Below are 12,259 nucleotides of genomic sequence, written 5' to 3' on the forward strand. Positions count from 1 at the left end.
GAAGGGTTGGCGCACTTCCGGGGCATCCGTAGGGACGCCCGCTGCAAGACCGCCTGGCGATGGGCGAGGAACCGATGCATCGCCCGCGCGCTCGCAGAAATTTTCGACCTTGCGTGTCCGATCTGGCCATCCTGCATCGTTCATCAAATGAGGACAGGGTTTTCGACCCGCTGGTCGATCCAGCCCAATCCAGAAGGCCACTCCTTCTTCACTCAAACCTTCAAAGGCGACCATGGTCACGCAGCACGCTCCCTCAGGCATGAAGCCTCTCATCCAGGCAGTCCTTACGTATGCAGGCGCCACCGCTGTGGCTGTCGTTGCTCCGTACCACAGCGCATGGGCCGACGCCCTCCCGGCGGCATACTTTCACGAGGCGGTGGTTTCAAATGCCGACCAGCCAAACCACCCCAACTCGGTCCAAGGGGCGAGCGACCTCTTGCCCGAAAGCGTCGCAGACAGCTTCATCGCAATCAACGGGAATGGCAGCAGCTTCCTCGCTGGGACGGCCACGACCACGGGCGGACCCGTTCCCACCTTGAGCGTGACGGCTTCATCATCAAACGGCGTCTTTTCCATGAACGCCTATGCCAAGGTCAGCTATTCAGTGCGCCTGACCGGGGGGCCAGCAGGAACCTCGGTACCGATGACGCTTGAAGCCACGGGTTCCGCCCAGACGGGGCACAGCAGTGGCGGCAATTGGCTGTCTAGCGCCTATACGCAGCTATACATCAACGGTGCGCCTCAATATGACGCATTCTTAAACGCCTACTTTGTCTATGGCGACCCAGGCCACGAGACCGCCTCTTTCTCAATCGACAAGCCGATGACGATGCTGGTTGGGAGTACCTACAGCGTGGACATGATCGTCGGGGCCACCGGCAACAACGGAACAGGTTCGGCCACCATGGACCCCACTTTCTCTTTCGTCAACATCTCGGACGCTTCCACCTATCGGCTGGAATTTTCTCCAGGTCTGGTGGCTACCGTGCCCGAGCCGTCCGGCGCTTCACTGCTGCTTCTCGGGCTCGGAGGCATGATCGTTCGAAGACGTCGCCAGCTCGGCGTCCGTGGAACTCAACGGGTATCCAGTTGAACGTACGGAGCAACTCTTGCAGTGGTCGATCAGGAGTCGATCACCCGCCGCCGGCTAGGTCAGCGCCTGCTTGAACGCGGCCAGCGTGCGCTCCCAGGCCAGCTGCGCCGCCACCGGGTCGTAACGCGGTGTCGTGTCGTTGTTGAAGCCATGCTGCGTGCCCGCGTAGCTGAACATCTCGTAGCGCACGCCGGCCGCCTTCAGCGCGGCCTCGTAAGGCGGCCACGCCGCGTTGACACGCTCGTCGTTCGCCGCGTAGTGCAGCAGCAGCCGCGCCTTGATGCGGGCCGCGTCCTCGCCCGCCGGCGCACCGCCGTAGAACGGCACGGCCACGCGCAGCTCCGGCATCTGCGTGGCCACGTGGTTGGCCAGGCTGCCGCCCCAGCAGAAGCCGACGACGCCCACCTTGCCGTTGCCTTCGGGCAGCGCCAGCAGCGCAAGGCCCGCCGCGACGATGTCCGCACGCGCCTTGGGCGCATCCAGCTTGCCGAACAGCTCGCGCGCCTTGTCCTCGTCGCCCGGGTAGCCGCCCAGCGGCGCCAGCGCATCGGGCGCATAGGCCACATAACCCGCCAGCGCGACGCGGCGGGCGACGTCCTCGATGTGCGGGTTCAGGCCGCGGTTCTCGTGCACGACCAGCACGGCCGGCAGCTTGCCCGCGGCGCTGGCGGGCCTGGCCAGATAACCCTGCACCTTACCGTTGCCCTGCGGCGAGTCGAAGGCCTGGCGGCGGATGACGAGGCGCGGGTCATCGGGCTTGACCTGCTGCGCGCCGGCGAAGTCCGGGCTCAGCGCGGCCAGCAGCGCCGCGGCACCCGCCGGGCCGCCGGCAAAACGCGCGGCCTGGTCCAGGAAGCCGCGCCGGCTCAGGTCGCCATGCACGTAGCGGTCGAACAGCGGCCAGGCCTGCTCGGGGATATCAACGGGGGGCTTTGTCGTCATCTCGAGATCCTTATGCGGGGAGCGCTCACTGTAGGCATCCCTGCAGGAACTGCATATGCATATCGCGAATCATTCGACGACAGATGCAACCGCGCTTCCCACAATGACTCGTCTCTGAGGCTCGTCGACTGCGTGCATGAACTTCCAGCAACTCCGCTCCGTCCGTGAAGCCCAGCGCCGCGGTTTCAACCTGACCGAGGTCGCACAGGCGCTGCACACGTCGCAGCCCGGCGTCAGCCGCCAGATCCGCGAGCTGGAGGACGAGCTCGGCATCGAGCTGTTCGTGCGGGTGGGCAAGCGCCTGACCGGGTTGACCGAGCCCGGCGAGCAGGTGCTGCCCGTCATCGAACGGCTGCTGCAGGAAGCCGAGAACCTCAAGCGCGCATCGGACGATTTCGCCAGCGCCGGCAGCGGCCGGCTGCGCATCGCCGCCACGCACAGCCAGGCCCGCTATGCGCTGCCGCCCGCCGTGCGCGACTTCCGCGCCCATCACCCGGACGTGAGCCTGCACCTGCAACAGGGCTCGCCCCAGCAGATCGCACGGCTGCTGCTGGACGGCGAGGCCGACGTGGGCATCGCCACGGAAGCCCTGGCGCAGTATCCGGAACTCGTCGCCCTGCCCTGCTACCGCTGGACGCACGCGGTCGTCGTGCCGCCGGGCCACCCGCTGCTGGACGGCCAGCCGCTGACGCTGGCCCGCCTGGCGCAGTTCCCCATCATCACGTACGAGCCCGGCTACACCGGCCGTTCGCACATCGACGAGGCCTTTGCTGCAGCGCAGATCGCGCCGCACATCGTGCTCAGCGCGATGGACGCCGACGTCATCAAGACCTATGTGGAGCTGGGCCTGGGCGTGGGCATCGTCGCGTCCATCGCCTTCGACGACGAGCGCGACCGCCACCTGCGCGCGCTGGACGCTCGCCACCTGTTCGCCGACAACATGACCCGCCTGGCGGTGCGCCGCAGCGCCTACCTGCGCGACTACATCTACGCTTTCATCCAGACCTTCGCGCCGCCGCTGGACCGCGAGGCCGTGGACGCGGCGCGCCACCAGGGCCCGGAGCCCGACGCCGGCGGGCCCGTGCTCGCGTGGTCCAAAGCCGCCTGAACCGCACAACTTCGCTCCCCTTCCACCCACCTGACCACAAACCCATGCGCCGCCTTCTCACCGCCCTCACCCTTGCTGCCGCCGCCACCGGCGCCTTCGCGCAGGCCTCGCTGCTGAACGTCTCCTACGACCCGACGCGCGAGCTGTACCAGGACTTCAACAAGGCCTTCGTCGCCAACTGGAAGGCCAAGACCGGCGAGACGCTGAACATCAAGGCCTCGCACGGCGGCTCGGGCAAGCAGGCCCGCTCGGTCATCGACGGCCTGGAGGCCGACGTCGTCACGCTGGCGCTGGCTTACGACATCGACGCGCTGGCCGACCGCAACCTGCTCGGCCTGGACTGGCAGAAGAAGCTGCCCAACAACTCCACGCCCTACACGTCCACCATCGTGTTCCTGGTGCGCAAGGGCAACCCCAAGCACATCAACAACTGGCCCGACCTGGCGCGCTCGGGGGTGGACGTCATCACCCCCAACCCCAAGACCAGCGGCGGTGCGCGCTGGAACTACCTGGCGGCCTGGGCGTTCGCGCTGAAGCAGCCGGGTGGCAACGCCGACTCGGCCAAGGCCTTCGTCAAGCGCATCTACGGCAACACCAAGGTGCTGGACTCCGGCGCCCGCGGCGCGACGACCACCTTCGTGGAGCGCGGCATCGGCGACGTGCTGATCGCCTGGGAGAACGAGGCCTACCTCGCCGTCAAGGAACTGGGCAAGGACAAGTTCGAGATCGTCACGCCGTCCATCTCCATCCTGGCCGAGCCGCCGGTGGCCGTGGTCGACAAGGTCGTCGACAAGCGCGGCACCCGCAAGCAGGCCCAGGCCTACCTGGAGTACCTGTACAGCCCGGAAGGCCAGGAGATCGCCGCGCGCAACTTCTACCGCCCGCGCGACCCCAAGGTCGCGGCCAAGTACGCCAAGCAGTTCGCCGACGTGAAGCTCTTCACCATCGACGACTCGTTCGGCGGCTGGCGCGCGGCGCAGAAGACGCATTTCGACGATGGCGGCGTGTTCGACCAGATCTACACGCCGGGCGCGAAGTAAGCGGCCCCTCGTCCAGTCCGCCCTGCTGAACGCGGGCGGAACTGGCCGGTCCCCCGAGGGGACGGCTTGGGGGCGGGCCGGCGCTCGGCCCGAAATGCAACGCGGTGCACACTCGGTGACGTGAAGACTTGTTGCGCGCGTCAACGCGCGCTCGACAGCGGGCGTTGGACAGCCTCATCATGAGGCCGCCATGAAGCTTGCCACCGCCGCCCTCGCGCTCAGCGCCACCTTCGCCTTGATCGGTTGCGCCAGCGCGCCGACCTCACCCACGGCCGCCGCCGCTGCCACCAGCGCTCCTCAGGACACGCTCTGGCTGGATCGCCTGAGCTGGGGCGCCACGACGCCGGAATTGCAGCAGTTGCGTCGCACCGGCCGCGCGGCCTGGCTGGATGCGCAACTGCAGCCCAAGGGCGTGCTGCCCGACGCCGCACAGGCTCAGATCCAGGCACTGGGCGTGTCGCAGCAGCCCATGGCGGCGCAGGTGCAGCAGATGGAAGCGCAGCGCAAGGCTGCCGACGCACTCACCGACGACACCGCCAAGGCCGCCGCGCAGAAGGACTACCAGCAGGCGTTGACCAAGCTGGCGCGCGACGCCTCGGGGCGCGCGCTGCTGAACGCGCTGTACTCACCCAACCAGGTGCAGGAACAGCTCACCTGGTTCTGGTTCAACCACTTCAACGTCCACCAGTACAAGGCCAACATCCGCGCCATGGTGGGCGACTACGAGCAAGGCCTGCGCGAACGTTCGCTGGGGCGCTTCCGCGACCTGCTGGGCTACACGGCCCATCACCCGGCCATGCTGCGCTACCTCGACAACGAGCAGAACGCCGCCAACCGCATCAACGAGAACTACGCCCGCGAGCTGCTGGAGCTGCACACGCTGGGCATCGGCGGCGGCTACAGCCAGCATGACGTGCAGGAGCTGGCCCGCGTGCTGACCGGCCTGGGCGTGAACCTGACCGACAACAAGCCGAAACTGAAGCCCGCCCAGGAGGCCCAGTACCGGCGCGACGGGCTGATGGAGTTCAACCCCGCGCGGCACGACTTCGGCGACAAGCAGCTGCTGGGCACCACCATCAAGGGCCAGGGCTTCGCCGAGGTCGACCAGGTGCTGGACCTGCTGGCCCGGCACCCGAGCACGGCCCGCTTCGTGAGCCGCAAGCTGGCCCAGTACTTCGTCGCCGACGAGCCGCCGCCTGCGCTGGTGGAGCGCATGGCCGAGCGCTGGCGGCAGACCGACGGCCGCATCGCCGACGTGATGCGCACGATGATCGGTTCGCCCGAGTTCGAGGCGTCGCTGGGCCGCAAGTTCAAGGACCCGACGCACTACGTCGTCTCCGCCGTGCGGCTGGCCTATGCCGACAAGGTGGTGCTGAACACCGCACCCATGATCGGCTGGCTGTACCGCCTGGGCCAGGCGCCCTACAACCGCCAGACGCCCGACGGCTACGCGCTGGACGAGAACGCCTGGGCGGGCCCCGGCCAGATGACCACGCGCTTCGAGATCGCCCGCGCCATCGGCAGCGGCAGCGCCGGGTTGTTCAAGGCCGAAGGCGAGAAGCAGGACCGCCCGGCCTTCCCGCAACTCGCCACGCCGCTGTACTACGAAGGCATCGCGCCGCGACTGCCCGCGGCCACGCAGCAGGCGCTGGCCGCCGCCACCTCGCCGCAGGAATGGAACACCTTCCTGCTCGCCTCCCCGGACTTCATGAACAGGTGACCCGATGAAACGCCGCACCCTGCTCCAACTCGGCCTCGGGGCCGGTCTCGCCAGCGCACTGCCCATGCAGCTCTGGGCCGCACCCGCGGCCACGGCTTCGCCCGAGACGCCGCGCCTGCTCGTCGTCTTCCTGCGCGGCGCCTACGACGCCGCCAACCTGCTGGTGCCGACCTCGTCGAGCTTTTACTACGAGTCGCGCCCCAACATCGCCATCGCCAAGACGGCCGCGCTGCCACTGGACGGCGACTGGGGACTGGCGCCCGCGCTGGCCGACAGCATCCACCCGCTGTGGCTCAAGAGCCAGGCGGTGTTCGTGCCGTTCGCCGGCACCAATGACACCTCGCGCAGCCACTTCGAGACGCAGGACCACATCGAGCTGGGCCAGCCCGACGACGTGGCCGGCGGCAACCGCGATTTCCGCAGCGGCTTCATGAACCGGCTCGCGGGGGTGCTGGGCAGCGGCTCGCGGCTGGAGGCCATGGCCTTCACCGACCAGGTGCCGCTGATCCTGCGCGGCAAGCTGCCCGTGGCCAACCAGGCACTGCGCGACCTCGGCAAGCCTGCCATCAACGCGGCGCAGGCGCAGACGATTGCCGGCATGTACGCCGGCACGCGGCTGGCCGGCACGGTCAGCGGCGGCTTCGAGGTGCGCGACGAGGTGACGCGCTCCATGTCCGCCGAGGCCGGTGAGATGGAAGCCGCCAGCCGCAACGCCATCGCGGCCAAGGGCTTCGCGCTGGAGGCGCGCCGCGTCGCGCGGCTGATGCGGGACCGTGTCACGCTGGGCTTCATCGACGTGGGCGGCTGGGACACGCACGTGGGCGAAGGCGGCGCCACGGGGCAACTCGCCACCAAGCTCGGCGAACTGGGCAAGGGCCTGGCCCTCTTCGCCGACGAGATGGGGCCGCAGTGGAACAACACCGTGGTCGTCGTGGTGAGCGAGTTCGGCCGCACCTTCCGCGAGAACGGCAACCGCGGCACGGACCACGGCCACGGCAGCGCCTACTGGGTGCTGGGCGGCGGTGTGAAGGGTGGGCGCATCGCCGGCGAGCAGGTCGCCGTCAACGCGTCCACGCTGTTCCAGAACCGCGACTATCCCGTGCTCAACGAGTACCGGTCGCTGCTCGGCGGGCTGTTCCGGCGCATGTACGGCCTGAACGACGCGCAGCTGGCCGCCGTGTTCCCGGGGGCCAGCGCGCGCGACATCGGGCTGGTCTGAGCCTCAGGCCGCCTTCGTCCAGCGGTCGGTCACGGCCTTGATGCGTTCGCCGAAGTGCTTGGCCGTGGCGATGTCGCCGGGGACCATTTCCTCGGCCGAGGCATCGCTGGGCGTCTGCGTGATGAGGCCGGCATAGCCGCCGAGGTTGTTCACGTCGTCGCGCGTGGCGGCCTTGTGGTTGGGCGCCTTCAGGCCCATGCCGACCCAGATCATGCCGTGCTGCTGGCTGAGCGTATGCAGGTACTGCACCGTGCCCTGCTTGTCGCCGTTCAGCGTGGCCGAGTTGGTGAACCCAGCGGCGATCTTGTCCTTCCAGAGCTGCGCGTACCAGGGCTTGCTGCTCGCATCGGCGAACTTCTTGAACTGCCAGCTCGCGCCACCCATGTAGGTCGGCGTGCCGAAGACGATGGCGTCGGCCGCGGCCAGCGTGGCCCAGTCGGCTTCGGTGATGTTGCCTTCCGCATCGATGGCGATCAGCTGCGCGCCCGCGGCGCCAGCGACGGCCTCGGCGACCTTCTTCGTGTGGCCGTAGCCGGAGTGGTACAGGACGACGATCTTGCTCATGGGAATTTCCTCTCGTGGGTAGGTGGAAACGGGAATCAGGCGACCAGGTCGAAGACGAGCACTTCGGCATCCTGGCCTGCCGCAAAGGCGAGGCGCGATGTTTGGCGAACCTGCAAGGCATCACCCGCCGTCAGGTCTTGGCCGTTCACGGTAAGCGATCCACGCACCACGTGCACGTAGGCCATGCGGCCGTCCGCCAGGCCCAGTTCAGCGGCTTCGGCCCCGTCGAAGAGGCCGGCGTACAGCCTCGCGTCGGTGTGGATGGTCACGGCGCCCTCGGCGCCGTCGTTGGCCGCCACCAGACGCAACGTGCCGCGCTTGGCGCCGGCGTCGAAATGCTTTTGCTCGTAGCTCGGCGCGATGCCGCGCGCATCGGGGATGAGCCAGATCTGCAGGAAGTGCGTGGTCTGGTCCTTGGCGTGGTTGAACTCGCTGTGCCGCACGCCGGTGCCCGCGCTCATGCGCTGCACGTCGCCGGGACGGATCACGCCGGCGTTGGCCGCCCCGGCCTCGCCGTTGCCCATGCTGTCCTTGTGCGCCAATTCGCCGGAGAGCACGTAGCTGATGATCTCCATGTCGCGGTGGCCATGCGTGCCGAAGCCGGTGCCCGGCGCGATCTTGTCCTCGTTGATGACGCGCAGCGCCCCGAAACCCATGCGGGCCGGGTCGTGGTAATCGGCGAAGGAGAAGCTGTGGAAGGACTTCAGCCAGCCGTGATCGGCGTAGCCGCGGTCACAGGACTTGATCAGTTGCAACACGGTGGGCGCCTCTTCGTCGGTTCAGTGAGATGAATGTAGGCGTCGTACCGGCGGGCATCGGTGAGCCCGTGCTGGGGACATCGTTCAAATAGACTGAACGAATGTCGCACCCCCAAGACAAACGCCGGGCCTTGACGCCCGAGGCGCTGACCATGATGGACACCATCGCCCGCACCGGCAGCTTTGCTGCGGCGGCGCGCGAGATGGGCCGCGTGCCGTCGGCGCTGACGTACTCGGTGCGCCAGCTCGAAGACGCGCTGGACGTGCTGCTGTTCGACCGCAGCTCGCGCCAGGCGGTGCTGACCTCGGCCGGGCAGGAGCTCCTGGTGGAAGGCCGGCGGCTGCTGCAGGAGCTGGACGCCGTGGCCAACCGCGTGCGCCGCATCGCCACCGGCTGGGAGAGCGAGCTGACGCTCGCCGTGGACGACGCCCTTGCCCGCCGCGCCGTGTTCGACCTGATGGCGGCCTTCTACGCCCAGCGGCTGGACGGCGGCGGCGCGCCCCCCACGCGGCTCAAGCTGCGCGTGGAGGTGCTGGCCGGCACGTGGGAGGCGCTGCTGAACGGCCAGGCCGACATCGCCGTCGGCGTGCCCGCGCGCATGCCCAACGCGGCCCTCCAGTCCGAGCCGCTGGGCGTGCTGGAGTTCGCCTTCTGCATCGCGCCACACCACCCGCTCGCCACGGCGACGGAGCCGCTGAGCGCCGTGCAGATCGCCGAGCACCGCATCATCACGGTGGCCGACAGCGCCCGCCAGCTCGCGCCCATCACTGTCGGCGTGCTGCCGGGCCAGGACGTGCTGACGCTGCCGTCGCTGGCGTCCAAGGTCGAGGGTCTCCTGCGCGGCCTGGGCTGCGGCTCCGTGCCGCTGGCCATGGTCAGCCGCCACATCGAGGCCGGCCGCCTGGTGCGCAAGACCACCTACGAAGGGCTGCGCACCGGCACCATGCACTACGCCTGGCGCGAGAACCCGGCGGGAAGCGGCCACCCGCCGGGCAAGGCGCTGGCCTGGTGGCTGCAGCGCCTGCGCAGCGAGACCACGCGCAAGGCGCTGCTGGAGCAACACGAAGGGCTGCTCCTTTGACGACCTATCGCGGCCGCTTCGCCCCCTCGCCCACCGGCCCGCTGCACGACGGCTCGCTCGTCGCCGCGCTCGCCAGTTGGCTGGATGCGCGCGCGAACGGCGGGCGATGGCTGGTGCGCATCGAAGACGTGGACGGGCCGCGCTGCCCGCCCGGCACGGACCAGGTCATCCTCGGGCAACTCGCCGCGCTGGGCCTGGTGCCGGACGAACCACCCGTCTGGCAGTCGCGCCGGGGCGACGTCTACCAGGCTGCGTTGGACCGTCTGATCGCGTCGGGCCATGTCTACGGCTGCGCCTGCACGCGCGCCGAGATCGCCGCCGCCATCGAGCGCACGGCCGGCCCGCGCGTCAGGCATGGCGAACTGGTCTACCCCGGCACCTGCAGGCCCGAGCACGGCGGCACCCGCGGCCGGCCCGTGCGCGCGTGGCGCTTTCGCGTCCATGGGCGCCTGGCCTGGCAGGACCGGCGGCTCGGCCCGCAGTCGCAGGACCTTGAAACGCAGGTCGGGGACTTCGTGCTCAAGCGCGCCGACGGGCTGTGGGCCTACCAGCTGGCCGTGGTCGTCGACGACGCCGAGCAAGGCATCACCGATGTGGTGCGCGGCGAGGACCTGGCCGACAACACGCCGCGCCAGATCGCGCTGCAACGCGCCCTGGGCCTGCCCACGCCGCGCTACCTGCACACGCCGCTGGTGCTGGCAGCGGACGGCCACAAGCTGTCCAAGCAGAACGGCGCGGCGGCGGTGGACCTGGCCGAGCCGGCGGCACGGATCCGCGCCGCCGGCGCCCAACTGGGACTTAGGCTCGATGCGGGCGACCTGCACCTGCGCGAACTCCTGCACGTCGCCGTCGCAGGCTGGCGATCCGCGCAGACCGGATGACGGCGGCGTGCCCGGCGGCTGCCGTCAGGCCTGAGGCACCTGCCTGACGACCGACAGCACCTGCGCATGCCGGTGGACCAGCTCGGGCGAGGTGTCGACGTGCTCGGTGTAGCGCGCGGCGAAACTGCCGTCGCCGCTGCGGTCCAGCGTGAGCAGCTCGCGCAGGCGGGACGCCACGGCTGCGGGCGTCAGGGCGGCATCGCCATCGAGATCCAGCGCTTCATCGAGCATGACGATGAGCCGGCTGAGCGGCTCAAGCCAGCGCATCTCATCCGAAAACGCCACAACCTGCAGGAAATCCCCGGCGCTCTGGGCGCCATGGGCCTTCTCATAGTGGCGGCGCTCCAGGTCCAGCAGCAGGCGATGCAATTCCAGCAGGGCGGTGCGCAAGGCTCGGCAGGTTGCTGTGGGCGCGGTCATCGTGTGGCTCAAAAGTGGTGACCGAATGATATTCAGGGGCGAAATCCGGGTCGTCGCTTGGTAAGGTCCCAGGCCGATGCCCTCGTCGCCGCGGCGACAATCAGCCCATTCACCCACCTCAAGGATTTCGCATGAACACCACGCCCAGCGGCCTTCAGTTCGAAGACACCGTCGTCGGCGACGGCAACCCGGCCCAGGCGGGCCACGACGTCACCGTGCACTACACCGGCTGGCTCTGGACCGATGGCGCCAAGACGGCCAAGTTCGACTCCAGCAAGGACCGCGGCGACTCGTTCGAGTTCGAGCTGGGGGCCGGCATGGTCATCAAGGGCTGGGACGAAGGCGTGCAGGGCATGCAGATCGGCGGCAAGCGCACGCTCATCATCCCGGCCGAGCTGGGCTATGGCGCACGCGGTGCCGGCGGCGTGATCCCGCCCAACGCGACGCTGTGCTTCGAGGTCGAGCTGCTGGGCCTGGCCGGCGGCGCGGAGCCTGTCGAGCTGAACCTGCACACCACGGCCAGCGGTCTGCAGCACGAGGATGTCGTCGTCGGTGAAGGCGCCGAAGCCACCAAGGGCCAGCGCGTGTCGGTGCACTACACCGGCTGGCTCTACAAGGACGGCATGAAGGGCAAGAAGTTCGATTCCAGCAAGGACCGCGGCCAGCCGTTCAAGTTCCGCCTCGGCGGCGGCGAGGTCATCCAGGGTTGGGACGAAGGCGTGCAGGGCATGAAGGTCGGCGGCACGCGCATGCTGGTGCTGCCCCCGGAGCTGGGCTATGGCGCCCACGGCGCGGGCGGCGTGATCCCGCCGAACGCAACACTGCTGTTCGAGGTCGAGCTGCTGGCCGTCTGACGCCCGGCTGCAGGGCGCTGCCTTCGCGGCGCCCCCCATAAAGCCAAGCGGGGCGGCAGGACTTGTGCTGACAAGCGGCTGTCATTCGCGGATGCTGTGATCCGGACTCTCCACCCACCAGGCCCGAGCCATGTCGATTGACCACCGCCGCTTCCCCCGTGTCGAGTTCTTCCTGGTGCCCGCCGAGCATGAACAGCTGCCGGTGTGGGTCATCAAGCCCGAGGGCCTGTCCGACGCGCGCGGCGGCGTCGTCGTCAACCTCAGCGAGGCCGGCCTGCAGGTCCTGGCCGCGGCCGAGCCGGCGCTGGAGGCCCGGCACTACGAGTTGCGCCTGCTGCTGGGCGAAGACGAAGGCGTGCCGCTGTTCAGCGCGGCCGTGCGCCGCGTCTGGACCCGGCCGCTGAGCCAGCTCGTGCAGCTCTGCGGCTTCGAGTTCGAATCGCCCAACTCGCAGGCCGAGGAGTTCCTGCGCACGCAGACGGCGCAGATCACGGCCCGCAAGTGGGTGCGCTGCGTGCTGGTGGAGCAGATGGCGGCGCTCGCCTGACGTCCCCAAGGCTGCTGACGCCGCCGCGCCG

General features: G+C 69.1%; 13 protein-coding genes and 1 pseudogene. 10 read left to right on the plus strand and 4 right to left on the minus strand.

Features of this window, described 5'->3' with window-relative positions:
• Positions 1-259: 259 nt before the first annotated feature.
• Positions 260-1,093 carry a PEP-CTERM sorting domain-containing protein gene (locus ACO07H_RS15640; protein WP_422015743.1) on the plus strand — a complete coding sequence of 278 codons (834 nt, stop codon included), beginning with the start codon at positions 260-262 and terminating at the stop codon, positions 1,091-1,093.
• 54 nt (positions 1,094-1,147) lie between these two features.
• On the opposite strand, the gene ACO07H_RS15645 is transcribed toward ACO07H_RS15640, so the two are convergent.
• Positions 1,148-2,035, minus strand: coding sequence for a dienelactone hydrolase family protein (locus ACO07H_RS15645; RefSeq protein WP_422015745.1), 888 nt, complete (start codon positions 2,033-2,035; stop codon positions 1,148-1,150).
• A gap of 136 nt (positions 2,036-2,171) precedes the next feature.
• On the opposite strand from ACO07H_RS15645, the gene ACO07H_RS15650 reads away from it, so the two are divergent.
• The 4 genes from ACO07H_RS15650 to ACO07H_RS15665 all read left to right on the plus strand — a co-directional run bounded on the left by ACO07H_RS15650 (position 2,172) and on the right by ACO07H_RS15665 (position 7,122).
• Positions 2,172-3,143, plus strand: coding sequence for a CysB family HTH-type transcriptional regulator (locus ACO07H_RS15650; RefSeq protein WP_422015747.1), 972 nt, complete (start codon positions 2,172-2,174; stop codon positions 3,141-3,143).
• Between the two features lie 44 nt (positions 3,144-3,187).
• Entirely contained in the window at positions 3,188-4,183 is a 996-nt protein-coding gene (locus ACO07H_RS15655) for a sulfate ABC transporter substrate-binding protein (protein WP_422015749.1), read from the plus strand.
• A gap of 190 nt (positions 4,184-4,373) precedes the next feature.
• On the plus strand, positions 4,374-5,903 hold the full coding sequence (locus tag ACO07H_RS15660) for a DUF1800 domain-containing protein (RefSeq protein WP_422015751.1): 1,530 nt from the start codon (positions 4,374-4,376) through the stop codon (positions 5,901-5,903).
• 4 nt (positions 5,904-5,907) lie between these two features.
• Positions 5,908-7,122: a DUF1501 domain-containing protein gene (locus ACO07H_RS15665; RefSeq protein ID WP_422015753.1), complete on the plus strand. Its 1,215-nt coding sequence runs from the start codon at positions 5,908-5,910 to the stop codon at positions 7,120-7,122.
• Between the two features lie 3 nt (positions 7,123-7,125).
• Here the strand turns inward: ACO07H_RS15665 and ACO07H_RS15670 are convergent, their stop codons facing one another.
• Positions 7,126-7,686: a flavodoxin domain-containing protein gene (locus tag ACO07H_RS15670; protein ID WP_422015755.1), complete on the minus strand. Its 561-nt coding sequence runs from the start codon at positions 7,684-7,686 to the stop codon at positions 7,126-7,128.
• A 35-nt stretch (positions 7,687-7,721) separates the two neighbouring features.
• The gene (locus ACO07H_RS15675; protein WP_422015757.1) at positions 7,722-8,444 is read right to left on the minus strand and encodes a pirin family protein; all 723 of its coding nucleotides are present in this window, start codon (positions 8,442-8,444) and stop codon (positions 7,722-7,724) included.
• Positions 8,445-8,545: 101 nt separating this feature from the next.
• On the opposite strand from ACO07H_RS15675, the gene ACO07H_RS15680 reads away from it, so the two are divergent.
• Together ACO07H_RS15680 and gluQRS are read left to right on the plus strand one after the other, a co-directional pair.
• A complete protein-coding gene (locus ACO07H_RS15680) occupies positions 8,546-9,526 on the plus strand; it encodes a LysR family transcriptional regulator (protein WP_422015759.1) in 981 nt (326 codons plus the stop codon).
• Positions 9,523-10,407, plus strand: coding sequence for a tRNA glutamyl-Q(34) synthetase GluQRS (gluQRS, locus tag ACO07H_RS15685; RefSeq protein ID WP_422015761.1), 885 nt, complete (start codon positions 9,523-9,525; stop codon positions 10,405-10,407). Before ACO07H_RS15680 ends, gluQRS begins: the two co-directional genes overlap by 4 nt.
• A gap of 24 nt (positions 10,408-10,431) precedes the next feature.
• On the opposite strand, the gene ACO07H_RS15690 is transcribed toward gluQRS, so the two are convergent.
• On the minus strand, positions 10,432-10,797 hold the full coding sequence (locus ACO07H_RS15690) for a hypothetical protein (RefSeq protein ID WP_422015763.1): 366 nt from the start codon (positions 10,795-10,797) through the stop codon (positions 10,432-10,434).
• 161 nt (positions 10,798-10,958) lie between these two features.
• Between ACO07H_RS15690 and ACO07H_RS15695 the strand changes: the two are divergent.
• From ACO07H_RS15695 to ACO07H_RS15705, 3 genes and pseudogenes are all read left to right on the plus strand, one after another.
• Positions 10,959-11,303: pseudogene (locus tag ACO07H_RS15695) on the plus strand (FKBP-type peptidyl-prolyl cis-trans isomerase); the annotation flags it as partial.
• Between the two features lie 24 nt (positions 11,304-11,327).
• Complete coding sequence (locus ACO07H_RS15700) at positions 11,328-11,681, plus strand: FKBP-type peptidyl-prolyl cis-trans isomerase (RefSeq protein ID WP_422018647.1); 354 nt, start codon at positions 11,328-11,330, stop codon at positions 11,679-11,681.
• Positions 11,682-11,811: 130 nt separating this feature from the next.
• Positions 11,812-12,228: a PilZ domain-containing protein gene (locus tag ACO07H_RS15705; RefSeq protein ID WP_422015765.1), complete on the plus strand. Its 417-nt coding sequence runs from the start codon at positions 11,812-11,814 to the stop codon at positions 12,226-12,228.
• The last annotated feature ends 31 nt before the right edge of the window (positions 12,229-12,259 follow it).

The organism is Roseateles sp., from assembly GCF_965229315.1.
GTDB lineage: Bacteria > Pseudomonadota > Gammaproteobacteria > Burkholderiales > Burkholderiaceae_C > Pelomonas.

Bases quoted from the DNA above. Each gene is read 5' to 3' on its own strand.
- ACO07H_RS15680 (WP_422015759.1), top strand. From the start codon at position 8,546: ATGTCGCACCCCCAAGACAAACGCCGGGCCTTGACGCCCGAGGCGCTG.
- ACO07H_RS15645 (WP_422015745.1), bottom strand. From the start codon at position 2,035: ATGACGACAAAGCCCCCCGTTGATATCCCCGAGCAGGCCTGGCCGCTG.
- ACO07H_RS15655 (WP_422015749.1), top strand. From the start codon at position 3,188: ATGCGCCGCCTTCTCACCGCCCTCACCCTTGCTGCCGCCGCCACCGGC.
- ACO07H_RS15660 (WP_422015751.1), top strand. From the start codon at position 4,374: ATGAAGCTTGCCACCGCCGCCCTCGCGCTCAGCGCCACCTTCGCCTTG.
- ACO07H_RS15665 (WP_422015753.1), top strand. From the start codon at position 5,908: ATGAAACGCCGCACCCTGCTCCAACTCGGCCTCGGGGCCGGTCTCGCC.
- ACO07H_RS15705 (WP_422015765.1), top strand. From the start codon at position 11,812: ATGTCGATTGACCACCGCCGCTTCCCCCGTGTCGAGTTCTTCCTGGTG.
- ACO07H_RS15650 (WP_422015747.1), top strand. From the start codon at position 2,172: ATGAACTTCCAGCAACTCCGCTCCGTCCGTGAAGCCCAGCGCCGCGGT.
- ACO07H_RS15670 (WP_422015755.1), bottom strand. From the start codon at position 7,686: ATGAGCAAGATCGTCGTCCTGTACCACTCCGGCTACGGCCACACGAAG.
- ACO07H_RS15640 (WP_422015743.1), top strand. From the start codon at position 260: ATGAAGCCTCTCATCCAGGCAGTCCTTACGTATGCAGGCGCCACCGCT.